The sequence below is a fragment of the Streptomyces sp. NPDC052496 genome (assembly GCF_040679095.1).
GTDB lineage: Bacteria > Actinomycetota > Actinomycetes > Streptomycetales > Streptomycetaceae > Streptomyces.
Map to the genome: position 1 here is coordinate 66,421 of NZ_JBFAUH010000015.1, position 18,897 is coordinate 85,317.

The 18,897-nt window shown below is 73.8% G+C and carries 17 protein-coding genes and 2 pseudogenes; 8 read left to right on the forward strand and 11 right to left on the reverse strand.

The annotated features are described in order from the left end of the window. Positions 1–47 precede the first annotated feature (47 nt). Positions 48–1,352, forward strand: coding sequence for a family 10 glycosylhydrolase (locus AB0L45_RS20870; RefSeq protein WP_365841955.1), 1,305 nt, complete (start codon positions 48–50; stop codon positions 1,350–1,352). A gap of 48 nt (positions 1,353–1,400) precedes the next feature. Here the strand turns inward: AB0L45_RS20870 and AB0L45_RS20875 are convergent, their stop codons facing one another. After that, on the reverse strand, positions 1,401–1,601 hold the full coding sequence (locus tag AB0L45_RS20875) for a DUF1918 domain-containing protein (protein ID WP_030017679.1): 201 nt from the start codon (positions 1,599–1,601) through the stop codon (positions 1,401–1,403). 134 nt (positions 1,602–1,735) lie between these two features. After that, positions 1,736–2,755, reverse strand: a complete 1,020-nt coding sequence (locus AB0L45_RS20880; RefSeq protein ID WP_365841957.1) for a DMT family transporter — start codon at positions 2,753–2,755, stop codon at positions 1,736–1,738. Here AB0L45_RS20880 and AB0L45_RS20885 point away from each other — a divergent pair. After that, positions 2,754–4,223 (forward strand): PLP-dependent aminotransferase family protein, encoded by a 1,470-nt coding sequence (locus AB0L45_RS20885; RefSeq protein ID WP_365841959.1) that lies wholly within the window; start codon positions 2,754–2,756, stop codon positions 4,221–4,223. The two genes, AB0L45_RS20880 and AB0L45_RS20885, sit on opposite strands and share 2 nt — an antisense overlap. A 65-nt stretch (positions 4,224–4,288) precedes the next feature. Then, positions 4,289–4,774, forward strand: a complete 486-nt coding sequence (locus AB0L45_RS20890) for a GNAT family N-acetyltransferase (RefSeq protein ID WP_365841961.1) — start codon at positions 4,289–4,291, stop codon at positions 4,772–4,774. 31 nt (positions 4,775–4,805) lie between these two features. Here AB0L45_RS20890 and AB0L45_RS20895 read toward each other — a convergent pair whose 3' ends face one another. The 7 genes from AB0L45_RS20895 to AB0L45_RS20925 all read right to left on the reverse strand — a co-directional run bounded on the left by AB0L45_RS20895 (position 4,806) and on the right by AB0L45_RS20925 (position 12,426). After that, positions 4,806–6,143 carry an alpha-glucosidase/alpha-galactosidase gene (locus AB0L45_RS20895; RefSeq protein ID WP_365841963.1) on the reverse strand — a complete coding sequence of 446 codons (1,338 nt, stop codon included), beginning with the start codon at positions 6,141–6,143 and terminating at the stop codon, positions 4,806–4,808. Next, entirely contained in the window at positions 6,140–7,162 is a 1,023-nt protein-coding gene (locus tag AB0L45_RS20900) for a carbohydrate kinase family protein (RefSeq protein ID WP_365841965.1), read from the reverse strand. The genes AB0L45_RS20895 and AB0L45_RS20900 overlap by 4 nt, the downstream gene beginning before the upstream one ends. Before the next feature lie 48 nt (positions 7,163–7,210). After that, positions 7,211–8,077 (reverse strand): carbohydrate ABC transporter permease, encoded by an 867-nt coding sequence (locus AB0L45_RS20905; protein WP_365841967.1) that lies wholly within the window; start codon positions 8,075–8,077, stop codon positions 7,211–7,213. Further along, the gene (locus AB0L45_RS20910; RefSeq protein ID WP_365841969.1) at positions 8,074–9,096 is read right to left on the reverse strand and encodes a sugar ABC transporter permease; all 1,023 of its coding nucleotides are present in this window, start codon (positions 9,094–9,096) and stop codon (positions 8,074–8,076) included. Before AB0L45_RS20910 ends, AB0L45_RS20905 begins: the two co-directional genes overlap by 4 nt. A gap of 122 nt (positions 9,097–9,218) precedes the next feature. Next, positions 9,219–10,610: an extracellular solute-binding protein gene (locus AB0L45_RS20915; RefSeq protein WP_365841971.1), complete on the reverse strand. Its 1,392-nt coding sequence runs from the start codon at positions 10,608–10,610 to the stop codon at positions 9,219–9,221. A gap of 194 nt (positions 10,611–10,804) precedes the next feature. Continuing rightward, complete coding sequence (locus AB0L45_RS20920) at positions 10,805–11,656, reverse strand: GNAT family N-acetyltransferase (RefSeq protein ID WP_365841974.1); 852 nt, start codon at positions 11,654–11,656, stop codon at positions 10,805–10,807. Continuing rightward, positions 11,644–12,426 (reverse strand): hypothetical protein, encoded by a 783-nt coding sequence (locus AB0L45_RS20925; protein ID WP_365841976.1) that lies wholly within the window; start codon positions 12,424–12,426, stop codon positions 11,644–11,646. The genes AB0L45_RS20920 and AB0L45_RS20925 overlap by 13 nt, the downstream gene beginning before the upstream one ends. A gap of 460 nt (positions 12,427–12,886) precedes the next feature. Here AB0L45_RS20925 and AB0L45_RS20930 point away from each other — a divergent pair. Continuing rightward, positions 12,887–13,296, forward strand: a pseudogene (locus AB0L45_RS20930) (GNAT family N-acetyltransferase). Here the strand turns inward: AB0L45_RS20930 and AB0L45_RS20935 are convergent. Next, complete coding sequence (locus AB0L45_RS20935; RefSeq protein WP_365841978.1) at positions 13,221–14,156, reverse strand: inositol monophosphatase; 936 nt, start codon at positions 14,154–14,156, stop codon at positions 13,221–13,223. The pseudogene AB0L45_RS20930 and the gene AB0L45_RS20935 sit on opposite strands and share 76 nt — an antisense overlap. Before the next feature lie 129 nt (positions 14,157–14,285). On the opposite strand from AB0L45_RS20935, the gene AB0L45_RS20940 reads away from it, so the two are divergent. The 4 genes and pseudogenes from AB0L45_RS20940 (at position 14,286) to AB0L45_RS20955 (ending at position 17,757) form a co-directional block, all read left to right on the forward strand. Beyond that, positions 14,286–15,425, forward strand: a complete 1,140-nt coding sequence (locus tag AB0L45_RS20940) for an AsnC family transcriptional regulator (protein ID WP_365841980.1) — start codon at positions 14,286–14,288, stop codon at positions 15,423–15,425. Positions 15,426–15,573: 148 nt separating this feature from the next. After that, positions 15,574–15,951, forward strand: a pseudogene (locus AB0L45_RS20945) (VOC family protein); the annotation flags it as partial. A 516-nt stretch (positions 15,952–16,467) separates the two neighbouring features. Next, positions 16,468–17,184, forward strand: coding sequence for an acyltransferase (locus AB0L45_RS20950; protein WP_365841982.1), 717 nt, complete (start codon positions 16,468–16,470; stop codon positions 17,182–17,184). A 138-nt stretch (positions 17,185–17,322) separates the two neighbouring features. After that, a complete protein-coding gene (locus tag AB0L45_RS20955) occupies positions 17,323–17,757 on the forward strand; it encodes a hypothetical protein (protein ID WP_365841984.1) in 435 nt (144 codons plus the stop codon). Between the two features lie 168 nt (positions 17,758–17,925). On the opposite strand, the gene AB0L45_RS20960 is transcribed toward AB0L45_RS20955, so the two are convergent. Beyond that, a complete protein-coding gene (locus tag AB0L45_RS20960; RefSeq protein WP_365841987.1) occupies positions 17,926–18,828 on the reverse strand; it encodes a sigma-70 family RNA polymerase sigma factor in 903 nt (300 codons plus the stop codon). Positions 18,829–18,897 lie beyond the last annotated feature (69 nt).

Here is an 18,897-nt window from a genome sequence, read left to right on the forward strand (position 1 = left end):
ATTCTGTTGTCCTGAGACGGACGTTCCGGACACTTTGGGGGCCCGGCATGAGACGGATCACACGAAGAGCCTTCGCGGTCGCGGCCCTCTCGGCGGCCGCCGCGGCACCGGCACCGGGGAGCGCGGCGGCCCGTGGCCGCGAGGCGGACGGCGGCCGGCCGGAGTTCCGCGGCATGTGGCTGGCCACCGTCGCCAACCGCGACTGGCCGTCCAGGCCGGGGCTGCCGGCCGCCGCGCAGCAGGCCGAACTGCGCGCCTACCTGGACGCGGCGGTGGCGCGCCGCCTGAACACGGTGGTCTTCCAGGTACGGCCGACGGCCGACGCGCTGTGGCCGTCCCCGTACGAGCCCTGGTCGGAGTACCTGACCGGGGTCCAGGGCCGCGACCCCGGCTGGGATCCGCTCGGCTCGGCCGTGCGCGAGGCCCACCGCCGCGGCCTGGAACTGCACGCCTGGTTCAACCCGTACCGCATCGCCAACCACACCGACCCGACACGACTGGTGCCCACCCACCCGGCGCGGCTGCACCCGGACTGGGCCGTGCCGTACGGCGGCAAGCTGTACTACAACCCGGGCCTGCCCGAGGTCCGCGCCTTCGTGCAGGACGCGATCCTGGACGCGGTGGAGCGCTACGACATCGACGGCGTCCACTTCGACGATTACTTCTACCCCTACCCGGTGGCGGGCCGGACCTTCGACGACGACGCCGCGTTCGAGGAGTACGGCGGAGGCTTCGCCACCCGCGCGGACTGGCGGCGCGACAACATCGACCGGCTGGTGCGCGAGACGGGGGAGCGGGTCCGGGACGCGCGGTCGCCGGGCGGCGGCCGGTGGCCCGGCCGCGGCAGGGGCCGCCGGCCGCGCCGTACGCACCACCGCCCCGTACGGTTCGGCATCAGCCCCTTCGCCATATGGCGCAACCAGGCCACCGACCCGGAGGGCTCGGACACCCGCGCGGGCGTGCAGACCTACGACGATCTCTACGCCGACACCCGCAGGTGGGTGCGGGAGGAGTGGATCGACTACATCGTGCCGCAGGTGTACTGGAACATCGGCTTCCCTGCCGCGGACTACGCCAAGCTGCTGCCCTGGTGGTCGCGCACGGTCGCCGGCACCCGCGTCCAGCTGTGCATCGGCGAGGCCCTGTACAAGGCGGGCGCGCCCGGCCAGCCGCCCGCCTGGCAGGACCCCGCCGAACTCTCCCGCCACCTCACCCTGGCGCGCGGGTACCCGCAGGTGCGCGGCCACCTCTTCTTCTCCGCGAAGGAGGTGGCCGAGGACCGCACCGGCGCGATGGCGCGGGTCGTCGCCGACCATTACCACGGGCCGGTCCGGCCCCCGCGCCCCGCGTGACCGGCGGCCGGGCCCCGACGCCCCGACTCCGGGGCGGCGGCCGGGCCGCTACTCCTGGGCGTCGGCCGTGAAGTGCCGTACGACGGTGTCCGGGCCCGGCGACATCAGCGTCTCGTGGCCGTCCTCGAAACGCACGCGGTACGGCGGGGTGCCGTCCGCCCCCAGGACTTCGATGATCTCGGCGGTCCGGTCGTGCTGCCCCACGATCCTGCCGTGCACCAGCAGCCGGTCTCCCACACTGGCTCTCATCGGCTACGGCCTCCTCGTCAGTCGGTCGGAGGGTGACTGTTCCGTGGCGGCAAGTCTACGGCCGGGCCCCGCCGATGCACCCGTGGAACGCGCCACCGTACGGGGGACCTGGGCGGTCCTCGGCCACCTGCCGGTCAGGCGGCCGAGCGCTGGGTGACCGCGATGCAGACGAGGACGGCGACGGCGGCGACCGGGGCGGCCAGCGGCAGCTGTTCGCCGAGCAGCAGCACGGACCAGACCAGCGTCAGCAGCGGCTGGGCGAGCTGGAGCTGACTGGCCTTGGACACGCCGACGGCCGCCATGCCGCGGTACCAGACCACCAGGCCGAGGAACTGCGAACCGAGGGCCAGCCACAGCAGGCCCGCCACCGCGTGCCCCGTCAGGTGCGGCGGTTCGGCGAGCAGCGCCAGGGCCGCGCCGGGCACGGTGACCGGCAGGGCCAGCAGCAGGGCCCAGCCGATCACCTGCCAGCCGGGCAGGTGGCGGGCGAGCCGGCCGCCCTCGGTGTAGCCCGCCGCGCACACCAGGAGCGCGGCGAAGAGGTAGAGGTCGCCGGTGCTCGGCGCACCGCCGCTCTGCTGGACGGCGAAGCCGATGACGACGGCCGCGCCGGCCAGCGCCGCGGCCCAGAAGGTACGCGACGGCCGGGCACCGGTCCGTACGGCCGAGAACGCGGCGGTGGTCAGCGGCAGCAGGCCGACCACGACCGCGGCGTGCGAGGTGGTGGAGGTCTCCAGCGCGAGGGTGGTCAGCAGCGGGAAGCCGAGGACGACACCGGCCGCCACGACCGCCAGCCCCGCCCAGTGCCTGCGCTCCGGCAGTCGGACGCGGCAGACGGCCAGGCAGCAGCCGGCGACGAGGGCGGCGAGCACGCTGCGCAGGGTCACCACCGTCCAGGCGCCCATGCCTTCGAGGGCCCAGGCGGTGGCGGGGAACGTCAGGGAGAACGAGGCGACGCCGAGAGCGGCGAGCAGGGTGCCGCGGGCGGCGGGGGCGGGTGAGGGGGCGGTGGCGCCGGGGGGAGTGGCGGCGGGCGCCGCGGTGGCCGGCCGGACGCCCTCCGGGGTCGGGCCGCCGGCTTCGGCGGTGCGGACGCCGCCCGGTGCGTTCACCGCTATCGTCGAACCCGGAGTAGCGCTATCGTGATCTCTCATGCACGAGCGTAGCAGCGTCGCTGAACTGGCCGCCATTCTGCGCGACGGCCTCAACCGCTACTCCCCGGGCGAGAAGCTGCCGTCGAGCCGTGCCCTGGTGGAGCGGCACCGGGTGAGCCCGGTGACGGTCTCCCGGGCCCTGGCCGAGCTGGCGGCCGAAGGGCTGGTCGTCACCCGGCCCGGCGCCGGCGCCTTCCGCGCCGAGGCCCGGCCGCCGGCCCGCCCGGTGGACACCTCCTGGCAGGAGATCGCGCTGAGCGCGGAGGCCGCCGACGACCACGCGCCGCGCGGCGTGGACGCCTCCGGCGTACTGGCCACCCTGGCCGCCCCCGCCGCCGGCGTCATCGAGCTGAACGGCGGCTACCTGCACCCCTCCCTGCAACCGGAGCGCGCGCTCGCCGCCGCCCTCGCGCGGGCCGGACGCCGCCCCGGGGCCTGGGGCCGGCCGCCCATGGAAGGCGTCGCCGAACTGCGCGCCTGGTTCGCGCGCGAGATCGGCGGCCCCGGCGGCGCGCTCGCGGGCTCGGACGTACTGGTGACGGCGGGCGGGCAGAGCGCGCTCACCGCGGCGCTGCGGGCACTGGCCCCGCCGGGCGCGCCGGTGCTGGTCGAGTCGCCGACCTACCCGGGCATGCTGGCCGCCGCCCGCGCGTCCGGGCTGCGCCCCGTACCCGTGCCGATGGACGCGGACGGGGTACGCACCGACCTGCTGGCCGAGGCGTTCCGCGCCAGCGGGGCCCGGCTCTTCGTCTGCCAGCCGCTCTTCCAGAACCCGACCGGAGCCGTGCTGGCCGCCGGACGCCGGACCGAGGTGCTGCGGATCGCCCGCGCGGCCGGCGCCTTCGTGGTCGAGGACGACTTCGCGCGCCGCCTCGTCCACGAGGACGCGCCTGCGCTGCCGCCCACGCTGATCGCCGACGACCCGGACGGCACGGTCGTCCACGTCTGCTCGCTGACCAAGGCCACCTCGCCCAGCCTGCGCGTGGGCGCGCTCGCCGCGCACGGTCCGGTTTTCGACCGGTTGCGCGCCATCCAGGTCGTGGACAGCTTCTTCGTCCCCCGGCCCCTCCAGGAGGCGGCCCTGGAGCTGGTGGGCTCCCCGGCGTGGAGCCGCCACCTGCGCACGATATCGGGCCAGTTGGCGGTACGCCGGGACGCGCTGGCTGCGGCGCTCCGGATGCGCTTCGGCGCTACGGAACCGTCCGGTCCCGGCCCCGGGGTGCGGATCGTCCCGCCCGGCGGCTACCACTTCTGGCTGCGCCTGCCCGACGGTACGGACGAGGAAGCGCTCGCCGGCGCGGCCCTGCGCGCGGGCGTCGCGGTGGCCCCGGGCCGCCCGTACTTCGCCGCCGAGCCCCCGGCCCCGCACCTGCGCCTGACGTTCGCCTCGGCCGCCGGGACGGCCGAACTGAGCGAGGGGGCGCGGCGGTTGCGCGCGGCGTACGAGGAGGTGGCGGGCGGCGGGTGAGTGCGACGGGCGGGGCGGAAGATAATGCGTTCGACTCCGGCCGCGTCCTCTGCCAGCCTCCCGGCATGAACGACACGACCCGCGGCGACATCGCCCCCGAGCCCGTGACCGACGGCATCCCCGCCGGTTACGAGGTCTCCACCGACCCGGACCGGCTGGACCTGGCCCTCATCCACCACTGGCTCTCCACCGACGCCTACTGGGCGCTCGGCCGCCCCCGCGAGCGCCAGGACCGGGCGGTGGCCGGATCGCTCAACTTCGGCCTGTACGCAGCGGATTCCGCCCCGTCCGGTCCGGGGCGGCAGGTCGGTTACGCCCGGGTCGTCACCGACCTCACCACCTTCGCCTGGCTCTGTGACGTCTACATCGCCCCCACGGCCCGGGGCAAAGGCCTGGGCACGGCCCTCGTCACCCACATCCGCGACCACCTGGCGCCGTACGGCCTGCGTCGCATCCTGCTGGCCACCGGCGACGCCCACGACGTGTACGCGCGGGTGGGCTTCGAGCCGCTGGCCGAGCCCGGCAAGTGGATGGCGCTCGGCCTCCAGTAGCGGCGCCGGGCCCGGCCCGCCTCCCCTCGGCTCAGTGCCCCAGTACCTCCCGCAGCTCCGGCTGGAGCAGGTCGGCGTGGGCGCGTACGAGGTCGTCGCACAGGTCCCAGATGCGCTCGACGGGCAGCGCGGCGGCGGTGGCCGGGTCCGCCATCGCCGCGTGCCTGATGTGCCGCGGATCGCCGGTCACGGCCGCCTGTACGACCAGTTCGTTGACGCTGACGTAGGCCCGGTTCAGGGCCGCGCACTGCGGCGGCAGGGCACCGACCCGGGTGGGCTGCACCCCCAGCGAGTCCACCAGGCACGGCACCTCCACCACCGCCGCGCCGGGCAGGTTGTCCACCAGACCGCGGTTGGGGACGTTGCCGTAGACCGTGCGCGGGGTGCCGGAGACGATGCTGTGGATGATCTGCGGCGCGTACTCCGTCGTCCCCTCCACCGGCAGCGGCGATCCGGCGGCCAGCGCCTCCCGGGTCCGCTCGTACTCCGCGGTGTTCTCCTCGATGATGTCCAGGTACGTGCCGATCGGCAGCCGCAGCCGCTCGACCTCGCTGTCGTGGTGGAGGTACCAGGGCACGTACTCGGAGGAGTGCTCGCTGGTCTCGGTCGGGTAGTGACCGAGCCTGCGGTACATGTCCACGCGGACCCGGCGCAGCAGCTGCGGGTCCTTGGCGATCGCCTCGTCGAGCAGCGGGTACAAATCGCGCCCGGCACGTTCGAACCGCAGCACCCAGGCCTGGTGGTTGACGCCGGCGGCCAGGTACGAGACCTCCTCGTACGGGACGCCCAGCAGCCCGGCGAGGTCGTGCACCGTCCAGTACACCGAATGGCACAGGCCGACGACGCGGCGCAGGGGCGTGGCCCGGTCCAGGTACATCACGTTCATGGCCATCGGGTTGGTGTAGTTCAGCAGCCAGGCGTCCGGGCAGAGTCCGGCGATGTCGTCGGCGAGGGCGCGCAGCAGCGGGAAGGTGCGCAGGGCGCGGAAGATGCCGCCGATGCCGAGCGTGTCACCGATGGTCTGGCGCAGCCCGTAACGGGCGGGGATGCCGAAGTCCGTACGGGTGGCCTCGTTCATGCCGACCTGGACGGTGTTGATGACGAAGTGCGCGCCGTCGAGGGCCGCGCGCCGGTCGAGGTGCGCGGTGATCTCGGGTTCGGCGTCGCGGGTGGCGGCGATGTGGCGGGCCGCGCCCTCGGCGGTGGCGAGGCGTTCGGGGTCGATGTCGTGCAGGGCGACGTGGACGCGCCGCAGCTCGGGGAAGGCGAGCAGGTCGGCGAGGAGGCCCTGGGTGAACACGACGCTGCCGGCGCCGATGAAGGCGATCTTCACGGGGCCGGAGCGGCCGGCCTTGGTGGTGCTGGTCATGCGTGGCTCCCTGGTCGGGTCGTGAGGGTGGCGGCGGCACGGGCCTCGTCCCAAGTGGGCTGGGCCGCCGTACCGCCGTGGGCGCGGGTGGACAGGGCGCCGCAGGCGGCGGCGAAGGCGAGCGCCGCGGGCCGGTCCATGCCGTGCAGGACCGCGGCGACGAAACCGGCGTCGAAGCTGTCACCGGCGCCGACGCTGTCCACCGGGTCGGCGGGGACGGCGGCGGTACGGGTGAGGGTGACACCGTCGTGGGCGAGCGCGCCGGCCGCGCCGTCCTTGACGACGACCAGCGGCCCGAGGCGGGCGAGGGCGGCGGCAGCGGCGGCCGGGCCGGTGGCGGGCTCCGGCGGCGCGTCCGGGCCACCGGGCTCCGGCGCCCCGGACGGCTCCTGGGGCGCCAGTGTCCCGGCCAGGGCCCGTGCCTCCGCCGCGTTCGGCAGCAGTACATCGGTGAACTTCAGCACCGGCGTGAGGAGTTCGGCGTCCCAGCGCCGCGCGGGGTCGTCGTTGGTGTCGAGCGAGGTGGCCGCACCGTGCCCGCGGGCCCGCGCGAACACCTCGCCCAGCGACCGGGCCAGCCGCGGCATCAGGAAGAACGATCCGGCGTGCACATGGCGGCAGTCGGCCAGCAGCCGGTCCGGCACGTCCTGCGGCCCGGTGGCGGCCAGGCAGCCGGGGGCGGTGAGGATGGCGCGGTCGTCGCCCCGCGTGAGGACGGTGGTGAGCGGGGTGGGCAGTTCCGGGTCGGTGACCAGGGCCGACACGTCGACACCGCGCCCGGCCAGCGCCGTACGGACGAAGGCGCCCGCGGCATCGTCACCGACCCGCCCGGCGAACGCCACCCGCAGTCCCAGCCGTGCCGCGCCGCAGGCCGTGATCGCGGCCGAGCCGCCCGTCAACAGGCGCGCGGAGGCGACGAGTTGCTCGCGCTGCCCGCACTCCAGGGCGCGCGGGACCGGGCCGACCACCACGTCGGGGTTGGCGTCCCCGATCACGACGAGGTCGAAGGAGCGGGGCACGGGTACCTCCGGGAAGGACGGCGGCAGAGAAGCGGGGAGCGGGGCGGGCTATCCCTTCAGCCCGCTGGACGTCAGCGACTGGATGAAGGTCTTCTGCGCGAAGAGGAACGCCACCAGGACCGGCAGCACGGTGATCACATTGCCCGCCATGATCGCCGACCACCGGTTGTGGTGCTGGCCCTGGAAGGTGGTCAGGCCCAGCTGGAGCGTGTACTGGGTGTCGTGGTTGATCGCGATCAGCGGCCAGGTCAGATCGTTCCAGGTGGTCAGGAAGGTCAGTACGGCGACGGTGGCCAGCGCCGGACGGGCCAGCGGCAGGACGACGGAGTACAGCACCCGCAGCCGCGAGCACCCGTCGATCCAGGCCGCCTCCTCCAGCTCCCGGGGCAGCGCCAGGAAGAACTGCCGGAAGAGGAAGACCGCGAACGGCGTGACCAGGGACGGCACGATCAGCGCCCCCAGCGTGTCGATCAGCCCCAGGTTCTTCATCACCAGGAACGTCGGGATCATGGTCAGCTGGAACGGGATGACCATGGTCGCCAGCATCAGCCCCAGCAGCACCCGCGACCCGGCGAACCGCATCCGCGCGAAGGCGTAGCCGCCCAGCGAACCGAGCACCAGGTTGGACAGGACCGCGGTGACCGCGACGACCGAGGAGTTGGCGAACCACCGCGGGAACATCGCGTTGCCCAGCACGTAGTCGTACCCGCCGAGGTCGATGCCGGACGGCCACAGCGACGGCGGGAAGCGGTTGATCTCCGCGTTGGTCATCACCGAACTGAGCACCAGCCACACCAGCGGCAGCGCGAACCCCAGCGACAGCGGCGCCAACAGCAGATGCCAGGCGCTGAAAGGCAGACGCCACGCGCTGAAGGGCGGACGCCACCGGCCCGGCCGCCGTGGCACCGCGCTCATCGGACCGCTCCGTCCGGCGCGGTGCCCGGCCGGCGCCGCCGGTACAGGCGCAGGGCGGTGCCCACGACGAGCAGGGCGACCGCGAGGACGTACGCGGCGGCGGCCCCGTATCCGGCGGTGAACATCTGGAACGCCTGCTCCCACACGAAGTAGACGATGACGGTGGTCGACCCGAGCGGGCCGCCCTTCGTGGTGACGTAGATCAGGTCGAACACCTGGAGCGCGGTGATCAGCTGCCACAGCAGCAGGAAGACGGTCACCGGCGTCAGCGACGGCAGCTTGATGTGCCACAGCACCCGCAGCCGGCCCGCGCCGTCCAGCCGCGCCGACTCGATCAGTTCCGGCGGTACGTCCTGGAGCGCGGCCAGATAGACGACGACACAGAAGCCGATCCCGCTCCACAGCGAGATCAGCACCAGCAGGTACAGCGCCTGCCCGGGGTCGGAGAGGAAACCCTGCGGGGACACGCCCAGGTGGTGCAGCAGGGAGTTGGCCACCCCGAACTGCGGGTCGAGGATGAAGAAGAACAGCACGCCCTGCGCGGCGGCGGAGATCACGAACGGAATGAAGATCAGCGTCCGGTAGAGGCCGATCAGCCGGATGCGGCGGTTGAGCGCCAGCGCGAGCCCCAGCCCGCCGGCCAGGCTGAGCGGCACGTACAGCGCCGCGTACACGAGGGTGTTCCCCACCGCCGTACGGAAGCCCGGATCCCGCACCAGCGCCCGGTAATTGTCCAGGCCCACCCAGCGCCCCGGTGTGACCAGGTCGTCCGCCCGGAAGGAGAGCAGCAGCGACCAGACGACGGGGACGATGCCCAGGCCGAGGATGATCAGGACGGCGGGGCTGATGAACGCCCAGGCGGTGGCGTTCTCCCGGCGGGCACGTCCGGCGAGGGTACGGGGCCGGCGGGGCGTGGCGGGATCCGGGGGCCGGTTCCCGGAGCCCCGGCCGGCGGTATCGCGGCGCGGATCGAGGGTGAGGGCGCGGGGGGTGGTGCGGGAGGCCGGCGTACGGCGCACAGCTGCGCGCCCGGACCTGGCCCTCTCCTGCGGCGTTCCGCGGCCCCCCTGGGGTCCTGACGGCATGACACCTTCTCCCGTCCGGCCGTGTCCGGCCGCCGCCTCAGGGGCGTCGTCCGGTCTCATCGCGGGATCAGCAGGGCCGCGTCGGCCTTCTCGGCGCAGGTACGCAGCGCGTCGGCGGGGGAGCTGCGGCCGAGCAGTACGGCCACCACCGCCTCGCCGACGGCCTGCGAGATCTGCGGATAGGCCGGGTGGACGGGCCGGACCCGCGCGGTGTCCAGCGCCTTGGTGAACACCGGCAGCCCGGTGGTCCGCGCCGAGTACCGCCGCCACTCGGGGCGCGCGGCCGACGCCCGGCTCAGCGGCAGGCTGCCGCCGCCGATCGCCCACCGCACGTCCTGCGCCGGATCACCCAGCCAGCGCAGGAACTCGACCGCCGCCCGCGAACGCTCCGGGCCGTTGTCGAAGACGGTCCAGGTGTCGGGCCCGGAGATCGTGCACGGCCGGCCGCTGTACGTCGGCGGCGCCACCACGTCGTAATCGACCCTGCCCTCGATGATGTCCGGCAGCTCCCACGGGCCGGTGGCCATCATCCCCATCCGGCCGCCGATGAAGACCTGGTGCATCTGCTCGCTGCCCGGCTTGGGGTCGACGTAGACGCTCCGGTCGGCGGCGAGCCGCGCCAGGGTGCCCAGCGCCTGTTCCCCGACGTCCTTGAAGCCGATGCTGTGCCCGTCCGGGGCGATGACCTCGCCGCCGAGGTCCCACACCAGCGGCCACAGCCGCCACACGGTGTCCTCGTCGCCGGTGCCGGGCCAGCTCGTACCGAAGGTGCCGCGGCGCGGGTCGGTCAGCAGCCGCGCCGTACGGATGAAGTCGTCCCACGTCCAGCCCGCCTTGGGATACGGCACCCCGGCCTGCCGGAACAGCTTCCGGTTGTAGACGACGCACAGCGAGTCCAGTACGGCGGGCGCGGCCCGCACCTGCCCGTTGAGTTCGACCGCGTCGCGCACCGAGCCCCAGAACTGCGGCCAGTACGCGGTGCCGCGCAGCGTGCCGGTGAGGTCGACGACGCGCGGGCTGCGGGCCACCCGGGCCAGATCGGCCCCGAAGACGTACGCGATGTCCGGGTACGAGCCCGCGGCCAGCGCCGCCGTCACCTTCTGGAGCATCGCGTCGGCCACCACCCCGCCGCCCCCGGCGTCCACCCGGATGCGCGACTGCCGCCGGTTGAAATCATCGACCAGGGCCTGGACGGCCTTGCGGCCGGTGTCGGCCTGTCCGTGCCACAGTTCGACGAGAATCCTGCCGTCGGCACCGACACTGCCGGCCGCCGAGGACCGGCAGGCGCCGAGGAGCGGCGCGCCCGTGACGCCGGCCGCCAGCGCGGCGCCGGTGTGCAGGAGACGGCGCCGGGACGGCCCGGCGAGGTGCCGTGCGCCGCCGTCCGCGTTGCCGGTGTCGTCCGGTAAGCCTGCCGAGCCCGTGTCCCCGCCGGTCGCGTCGCGCATCACCGGCCACCCCCTCGAAGAACCGGTCCAGGTTCCGCGGAACCGTGTGCACGGACCGTTCACCTGAACCGCCCGCGCCCGCCCCGGGCCCCGCACCGTACGGCCGGAAGCCCTCAAGAGCTAACCAGCAGCCACCGATCAGTGCAATGGTGCTGCGGCGACGGGTGGGGCGGCGGACCGGTGCAGGGGAAGCCCTACGGTGGCCCCGGCGCCCGGCCCGCTGCCGGCCGGACACTCAACTGGCTCCCCACCTCCCGGAACCCCAGCACCCGCGCCACGCGCCGCGAAGCCGGAGGGCGGGCGCGCCACTGGGGCAGCAGACCGGCCGCGAGCGCGTGCGCGGTGGCAGCGGACGCCACGCGACGGGCGAGGCCCTGACCGCGACGGCCCGGCGCGGTGAGCACACAGAGGTGCGCGACCCCACAGGGCCAGCGGCGGTAACCGGCTGCGGCGGTGATGGGCGTGTCGAGGGAGTTTCCGGGCGCATCGTTCGGGGCGTACGCGTCGTCCGGGACAGCCGGATCGTACGCAGCGCACGGCTCCTTCGCGTCCGTGCGGACGACGAAGGCGGGCGAGGTGATCTCCGCCAGGCCGCTCTCCTCCGCGTCCGTACGGCCCGCGGCCCGCAACAGGGCCGCCACGGCGGCATGCCCGGCCGGCAGCCGCCGCACGCCACCACCGTCCGGCACGGGGCGGAACGTGTCCTCCGTCGCGTACGCCAGGGTGGCCGGACCCAGGACGTCCGCGGCGGGCAGCACCGCGCGGAGCGCTTCCGGGCAGGTCAGCGCGTGGGCAGGGACGGTGCTCAGCGCGGTGCGGACGGTGTGAGCGGTGGCCGGGTCCGGGGCGGTGACGATGGCCGACGACGATCCGAGCGCCACGATCCCCACCCACGAAGGCGGACACAGGGCGGAGTCCGGGGAGACGGCCACGGCAGGGGGGCTGCCGGGCGGGGGAAACGTCACGGGTGACGCGCTCAACGTCTGCCACAGGTCACGTACCTGCGGCAGCAACCGGCTCTCGGCGGGCTCCACTACCTTCGCCACCACACCCGCAGGGGCCCCACCGGCCGGAATCCGCTCGCCACCGCCGCCTCCAGGTCGGCACCGGACTCGTAACCGACGACCGGCAGGCCGGGCCACCGGACAGCCACGGCGGAGAGGCAACCGGCCCAGCTGTTCCGGGAATCGAGTCCGTGAGCCGTGGCTTCGGAAGCGGTGAAGACGTTCGACAGGCCGACCACGTCGCGGCTGAGGGTGGCGACGGCTCCGGCCAGGACCCTCCCGTCGGCGGAACGGGCGCGCAGGAAACGGGTGGCATCGTCCGCGAGCAGTTCCGGCCGGAACGGGCCGCAGCCGCCTGCCTCGGCTCCCCACGCCGCCGCCCAGGCGGGCAGGTCACCGGGCGAGGTGATCACGTCCCAGGTGATGTGGGTGGCGGGTGGCACCGACGGCGTGGGGGCCGGTACGTGGGCCGGGCGGTGGATCCACTGAGCCTCGAACAGCACCTCGAAGCCGGCCGGGGTCAGGTCCAGGCAGGCGAAACTGTCCTTGACCGAACACCCGGGAGACGCCGTGTCGATCCGGTCCAGAAGCCCGGCGGACGTGCTGACGCGGTCGGTGAGCGTCACGGCGTCCGGGTAGAGCGGGGGAGTGCGGCGGGGGCTGGCCCAAGCGCTGTCGCCGAAGTCGCCCCGTAGACCGTGGGCGCGGCAGACCGCCTCGCACCACTCGGCGTTGTTACGAGCTGCCGCGCGTACCCACACAGCGCGTTCGGTCACGTCCGTCACGGCTGCCGTGTCCCCCGGATCAGTCATGCGCCGATCATGGCAGGCGGGCAAGCGCCTTGCCAGGCAGTTGGGTTGCGGCCCCGAGGACCTTTGAGGGGCAGGGCCGTCAGCCGTCGGGCCGCCAGCGACGGGCCGTCAGCGACGGGCCGCCAGCGTCGGGCCGCCAGCGCCGGGCCGTCAGCGACGGGTCTTCGGGGCCGTGGCCGGGGAGACCGCCAATCTGACAGGTATGAATCAGGGGAACGGTGATGTCGACGCGTACGGAGGTCAAAGCGGCGACCAGAGCGACGGCTGGAGCAGTGGTCAGAACGGCGGCCGGAGCAGCGACCGGAGCGACGGCTGGAGCAGTGGTCAGAGCGGCGGCCGGAGCGGCAGTCAGAGCGACGGTTCGGACAGCGGCCGCAGCAGTGGCCCGGGCGATGGCGGCAGCCCGTACGGCAACGGCGAACGGACCGGCGCCCCGGCCCCGCAGACCGACGGTTACGCGATCACGCCCGGCGTCCCGACAGCCGACGCGTACCGGCAGCTGCGCCGGGCGACCGGCCTCGGCGCCAAGTCGGCCGAGGGCGCGGCGATCGGCCTGCCGAACACCTGGTACAGGTCACCGTGCGGACGACCGGCGACTCCGAACCCGTCGGCATGGGCCGGATCATCGGCGACGGCGGCTGCTTCTTCCAGATCGTCGACATCTGCGTACTGCCACGGCACCAGGACCACGGCCTGGGCCAACGCATCATGGCGGCGCTCGCCGCCGAACTGGAGCGCCGTGCACCGGCGGGTGCCTACGTCTCCCTGATCGCCGACGGTGACGCCCGCCACCTCTACGCCACGTTCGGCTGCACCGAGACCGCCCCCGCCTCGGACGGCAGGGAGTTCACGCCCCGCCCGGCCACCTGATCACGGTCCCGGCGCAGCAGCTCCAGCAGCGCGCCGTGCAGCTCGCGCGGCGCGGCGAGGAAACCGGACGCGCCGGCCCGCCACGGACGGCCCGCCGTGTCGGAGACGACGGCTCCCGCCTCGCGGGCCACCAGGGCGCCGGGCAGCAGATTGGCGTCGTCCCGGCCGTACTCCCAGAACGCGTCCAGCCGCCCCGCCGCCGTATCGGCGATCTGCCACGAGGTGGGACCAAGGTTCCGCACGGCCCCCACCGCGGGCAGCACGGCGGTGAGCGACCGGCCGGCCGCCACCACGGCCTCGGGCTGCCCCGCGACGAAGGGCGGCTGGCTGGTGCCCACCAGGGCCGCCTCCAGCCGGGTCCTGGCCGACGGTGCGATCGCCTGGCCGTTACGGGTGGCGCCGTGCCCGGCCGCGGCGAGATACGTCTCACCGAGCAGCGGCGCGTGCAGAGCCGCGGCCACCGGCTCGCCGTCCCGGACCAACGCGAGGCTGACACAGAAGTACGGCAGATCCTGCATGAACTGCACCGCGCCGTCGATCACGTCCACCATCCACACCTCCCCCACGGCCGGCAGCTCCGCGGCCGGGGCGGTGACGGAGGCGGTCGTGGTGCCCGGCTCGGTACTCAGACTCCTGCCGCCGTGCAGTTCCTCGGCCCAGGGCACACCGGGAAGCAACGCGTCCAGGTGCCGGCGCATGACGGCGACGGCCGGCGCCTCCAAGTCCAGGTAACGGCCGGCCAGTTCCGCCATCGAGTCGGCGGGCGCGGCGGCGCGGCGCGGTGTCCTCGCCAGGAGCGCGCCGACTTCGTGAGCGGCGGCTGCCATCGGGGCGAGCAAGGATGCGTATGCGTACGTCATGGGGTTCTCCTCCGTGTCCGGCCCTGCCCCGGCGCTGAGCGCGGCGGGAGCGGCTGTTGCCGTCGATCCTGCGCCGCGGCGGTCCGTCCCGGACTTTCCGTAGCCCAGAAGTGAGCGAAACTGTCACCTGTGCCCCGAAAGCCGAGCGATCCCGCCCCCTCCTCCACCCCCGCCACCCCCTTTCCCTCCCCCCTGCCCGCGCCGTCGCCCACCCTCGGACTTCGTGACCAACGTCTGATCGCCGCGTTGCAGTGCGACGGGCGGCTGAGCGCGGAACGGGCTGCCGAAGTGCTGGGGGAGAACCCCCGTACGGTGCACCGCCGGTGGCAGGCGCTGATCGGCGACGGCACGGTGAAAGTGATCGCCCAGCCCGCGCGCCCCGATTCGGTCGGCGCGCTGCTGCTGCGCATCAAGGTGCTCAAGGGCAAGCTGGACGCCCTCACCGCAGCCCTGGCCGCCCGCCCGGACATCCCCTTCATCGACCTGTCCGCCTCGGGCGACGAGATCTCCGCGATCTCCTTCACCGCTCCGGGCTCCCGCGACCACCTGGTCTTCCGGCAGTTGCCCGCCACGCCCGCGGTGGCATCCGTGTCCGCGGCCACCGTGCTGCACGTATTCTCCGAGGCATCCGACTGGCGCCTCGACGTCCTGTCCGCTGACGAACGCGCCGCCCTGGCCCCGGATCCCGCCGCTTCTGTACCGTCAGCCCGGCCCGCTGCCTCCGTACCGTCGGCCCGGCCCGCTGCCTCCGTACCGTCGGCCCGGCCCGCTGCCTCCGTACCGTCAGCCCGGCCCGCCGCCTCCGGTCTGACGCCCGACAGCGTCGACGCCGACATCCTGGCCGCCCTGTACGACGACGCCCGCACCCCGGCCGCCGCGATCGCCACCCGTACCGGGCACCCCGCCTCCACCGTCCGGCGCCGCCTCGCCCGTCTGGTGGCCGACGGCCGGCTCACCACCCAGGTGGTCGTGGACCCCAAGCGGCTGGGCCTGTCCATCGACGCCAACCTGATGATGCAGGTGCCCCCGGACCACCTGGACACCGTGGGCCGCACGCTGGCCCGACACCCCGCCGTCCACGGCGCGTTCGCCACCAGCGGCACCGCGAACCTGCACGTCGCCGTCTGGGTACGGGACCTGGCCGCCCTGTACCGGCTGATCACCGAGGACCTGACCGGCCTGGGCATCGCCGGCGTCGAGATCGTCATCGTCGGCCACGCGGTCAAACGCCCTGGCGCAGCCCACGCGGTCACACGCCCCGGCACATGAGCCGCACGGCGCCGGAGGGTCTCTCGGGGTCCGGCTCGACGAATCCGGGGGAGCCGCTTAGCATCGGCCGCGACGGCATCGCGTGTCGGTCACCGACCGGGTGAGGCATGGAGGTGCCCGTGAGTTTGCCTTACGGAGGCATTCCACAGTGTCAGTGCAGTTGAACCACCTCATCATCCACTCCCGGGACAACCGGGAATCCGCCACCTTCCTGGCGAACCTCCTCGGACTCGAAGTCGGCCCGGAATGGGGCCCGTTCATCCCGGTCGACACCACCAACGGCGTCACCCTGGACTTCGCCACCATCCCGGCGGAGTCGATCGTCATGCAGCACTACGCGTTCCTCGTGAGCGAAGCCGAATTCGACACCGCCTTCGCGCACATCCAGCAGGCCGGTCTCACCTATTACGCCGACCCGCACGGAAAGCAGCCGGGGGAGATCAACCACAACGACGGCGGACGCGGGGTCTACTTCTTCGACCCGGCGGGCCACGCGATGGAGATCATCACCCGCCCGCACGGAGGCGGCGACCCAGTAGCGGCCCCGAGCGACGCGGAGACAACTCCGTCCGCCCCGAATACTCCGAATACTCGGAACACGCCGTCCGCCCCGGGCACCCCAGGCACGCCGTCCGCCCCGGGCACCCCAGGCACACCGTCCGCCCCGGGCACCCCAGGCACGCCGTCCGCCCCGGGCACCCCAGGCACGCCGTCCGCTCCGGACACCCCGTCCACCTGAGCGCGCCGGCTCGCGCCCAGCCGGGAGAGCAACCGGCCCGGCACCTGAGCCCCTGACGGAGGCGGGCGCCCGCGGCAGCGCACCCGGGCGCCCGCTCACCTCCCCCCCGGCTCCCCCCCCGCCCCCACCCCCTGCCCGCCCCGCCCCCCCCGCGCTCGCCATTCACTACTCGCCGCTCGCCGAGCCCCGCCCCACTCGCCGCTCGCCGAGCCCCGCCCCACTCGCCGCTTGCCGCTCGCCGAGCCCCGCCCCGACCTGGTTCCGCATCCGGCAACGTTCGCCCTGTAGTTCCTCAGATCGCGGATGCCGCAGGTCTCGACGAACGCGACGTCTGAAATCCGCCAGCATGCTCGCGGCCGGTCGGACGAGAATCCGGCCATGATCGCTGAAATGCAGGGCACCCGCATCCGGCATCGCGGGCATGAACCGCGGGTCCACCCCACGGCCTATGTCGCCCCGACGGCCACGCTGGTCGGTGATGTCCGCGTGGGGGCGGGGGCACGGGTGATGTACGGTGCGGTGCTCGATGCCGAGGGGTCTCGGATCGAGGTCGGGGAGGCGGCGGTGATCTGCGAGAACGCGGTGTTGCGCGGGTCTGCGGTCGCCGGTGACCAGCCGGTGCTCGTCGACGACCACGTCTTCGTGGGGCCTCATGCCACGCTGCTGGGCTGCGAGGTCGGCAGGTGCGTCTATGTGGCGACCACGGCGACGGTCCTGCAGTGCGCACGGTTGGGGGCCGGGTCGGTCGTCGCTGTCGGCGCGCTGGTCCATGCGCGCACCGTTCTGCCGGACGAGTACTTCGTGCCGCCGCACACCGTGGCGCTTGACGCGCCGGTACGGCTGCTGGCCCCTGGTGATCCGGACTTGGCCGAGGCCGTCGGTCGGGTGGGCTTCGCGCAGGTGGCGTTCGGTGTCGATGCGGAGTGGACCGACCGGATCAGCCGGTACGAGCACATCGCGGAGGTGCGCGTCGCCGAGTTCGGCGCGCACGCGGACGATGTGGTCCTGCGGCTCGGCTAGCTTCGCGTCAGCGCCCCTCGTACTGGGCTGATGGCAGAGGCAGTGTGGGTCCGTGAGACCGATGACGTCGAGGGCAGACGGCTGCTGCGGATCATCCGCAGGGGCACCGGACCCGTGGTGACCTGACGCCGGGCGCAGATGGTGCTGTTTGCCGCCCGTGACCTGGACCGGGACAGGCTTTTCGGCCACGTCAAGCCGAAGGAGAACCGGACCAAGTTCCCGGAGTGCTGCCGCTATCTGCGCAGCTGGTGCACCGAGCAGTTGTCCCCGCAGTCGCCGAGCACCAGCCCACCGTTCTCCACGTGGTGGCTCGCCTTCTCGGACCGGGCGCCCCAACACCGGAGTTCGCGGTGGACCGACACCGCGGCGAGGGACGTCTTCCCGTGCAGGGTCAGGTCTCCGGAGTCGCTGTCCAGGCGTACGGACGTGATGTCGGCGGAGAGCTCGGGCCTCGTCCTCGTACGGGGAACGGGCCACGAGCCCGCACGCGCCCAGCGCGCTCACAGCGACACCGGCCGACGCAACGGCCGCGAGGACACGGAGATGACGACGCACAGCTTCCCCCTGGTGTAGTGCGTGGTGCGCCGCCCACGGGTCACGTGGGCGGTGCGGACCACCGCGCTCCCCGCGCGGCGATCCTCAGATTAGAGCGCCGTCCACGGCCACGAACATGAGGAAAACCACCGGTTCCACCTGCGGGATTCCACAGGTCGCCGTCCCCGGCCGGCTCCGGCCGCCCCCTCACTGAAGCACCGTCAGCTTCAGCCCCCGCAGCCGCTCCGGATCCGCCAGGATGTCGATCGCGACGACCTTTCCGCCCGCGACCGTCAGGCCCATCACCGACACCGGCACCCCGTCCGCGACCGTCACGACGCCCGCGGCCCCGTTCACCAGCGCGGGCCGTGCTCCGTGCGCGAACCGCTGGAAGGCGAGGGCCCGGCCGGCCACCTCGCGCGCCCCGTGAACCGTCCTGGACAGCCCGGGGAACCCGGCTCCCGTGTCGGCGCGGAGCACCACATCCGGGTCGAGCACCGCGAGCAGCCCCTCGAAGTCACCGTCGCGTGCGGCGGCGAGGAAGGCGTCCACCACCTCGCGCTGCCGGGCGACATCGGCGTCCGGCGCGGTGGCCGCGCCCCGCACCCGGCGGCGGGCCCGGCTGGCGAGCTGCCGGGCGGCGGCCGGGGTACGCCCGACGACGGGCCCGATCTCGTCGAACGGCACCGCGAACATGTCGTGCAGGACGAACGCCAGCCGTTCGGCCGGAGCCAGCGTCTGGAGCACCACCAAGAGGGCCAGCCCGACCGCGTCGGCCAGCAGCGCCTGGTGCTCCGGATCGGCCCCCTCCGTACCGCTGCCGTCGCTGGTGACGCTGCCGATGACGGGATCGGGCACCCGTACGTCGAAAGGCTCCTCACCCCGCGCCGTACGCGTCCGCAGCAGATCCAGGCACACCCGGCCGACGACGGTCGTCAGCCAGCCGCCGAGATTCGCCACGCCGCTGACGTCGGAGCGGCTGAGCCGCAGCCAGGCTTCCTGTACGGCGTCGTCCGCCTCGCTCAGCGAGCCGAGCATCCGGTACGCCACCGCCCGCAGATGCGCCCGGTGCTCCTCGAAGCGCTCCGCCAGGAAATCTTTCTCGTCCACTGGTCACATTCTCCCGTCGCGTTCCGTCAAAAGGATGACGAACCGATCCCGCGCGATGTGACAGACCGC

Coding starts and splice junctions, on each gene's coding strand:
- AB0L45_RS20870 (WP_365841955.1), top strand. CDS start 48: ATGAGACGGATCACACGAAGAGCCTTCGCGGTCGCGGCCCTCTCGGCG.
- AB0L45_RS20875 (WP_030017679.1), bottom strand. CDS start 1,601: ATGAGAGCCAGTGTGGGAGACCGGCTGCTGGTGCACGGCAGGATCGTG.
- AB0L45_RS20885 (WP_365841959.1), top strand. CDS start 2,754: ATGCACGAGCGTAGCAGCGTCGCTGAACTGGCCGCCATTCTGCGCGAC.
- AB0L45_RS20880 (WP_365841957.1), bottom strand. CDS start 2,755: ATGAGAGATCACGATAGCGCTACTCCGGGTTCGACGATAGCGGTGAAC.
- AB0L45_RS20890 (WP_365841961.1), top strand. CDS start 4,289: ATGAACGACACGACCCGCGGCGACATCGCCCCCGAGCCCGTGACCGAC.
- AB0L45_RS20895 (WP_365841963.1), bottom strand. CDS start 6,143: ATGACCAGCACCACCAAGGCCGGCCGCTCCGGCCCCGTGAAGATCGCC.
- AB0L45_RS20905 (WP_365841967.1), bottom strand. CDS start 8,077: ATGAGCGCGGTGCCACGGCGGCCGGGCCGGTGGCGTCCGCCCTTCAGC.
- AB0L45_RS20915 (WP_365841971.1), bottom strand. CDS start 10,610: ATGCGCGACGCGACCGGCGGGGACACGGGCTCGGCAGGCTTACCGGAC.
- AB0L45_RS20925 (WP_365841976.1), bottom strand. CDS start 12,426: ATGACTGATCCGGGGGACACGGCAGCCGTGACGGACGTGACCGAACGC.
- AB0L45_RS20935 (WP_365841978.1), bottom strand. CDS start 14,156: ATGACGTACGCATACGCATCCTTGCTCGCCCCGATGGCAGCCGCCGCT.
- AB0L45_RS20950 (WP_365841982.1), top strand. CDS start 16,468: ATGCCGCAGGTCTCGACGAACGCGACGTCTGAAATCCGCCAGCATGCT.
- AB0L45_RS20955 (WP_365841984.1), top strand. CDS start 17,323: ATGGTGCTGTTTGCCGCCCGTGACCTGGACCGGGACAGGCTTTTCGGC.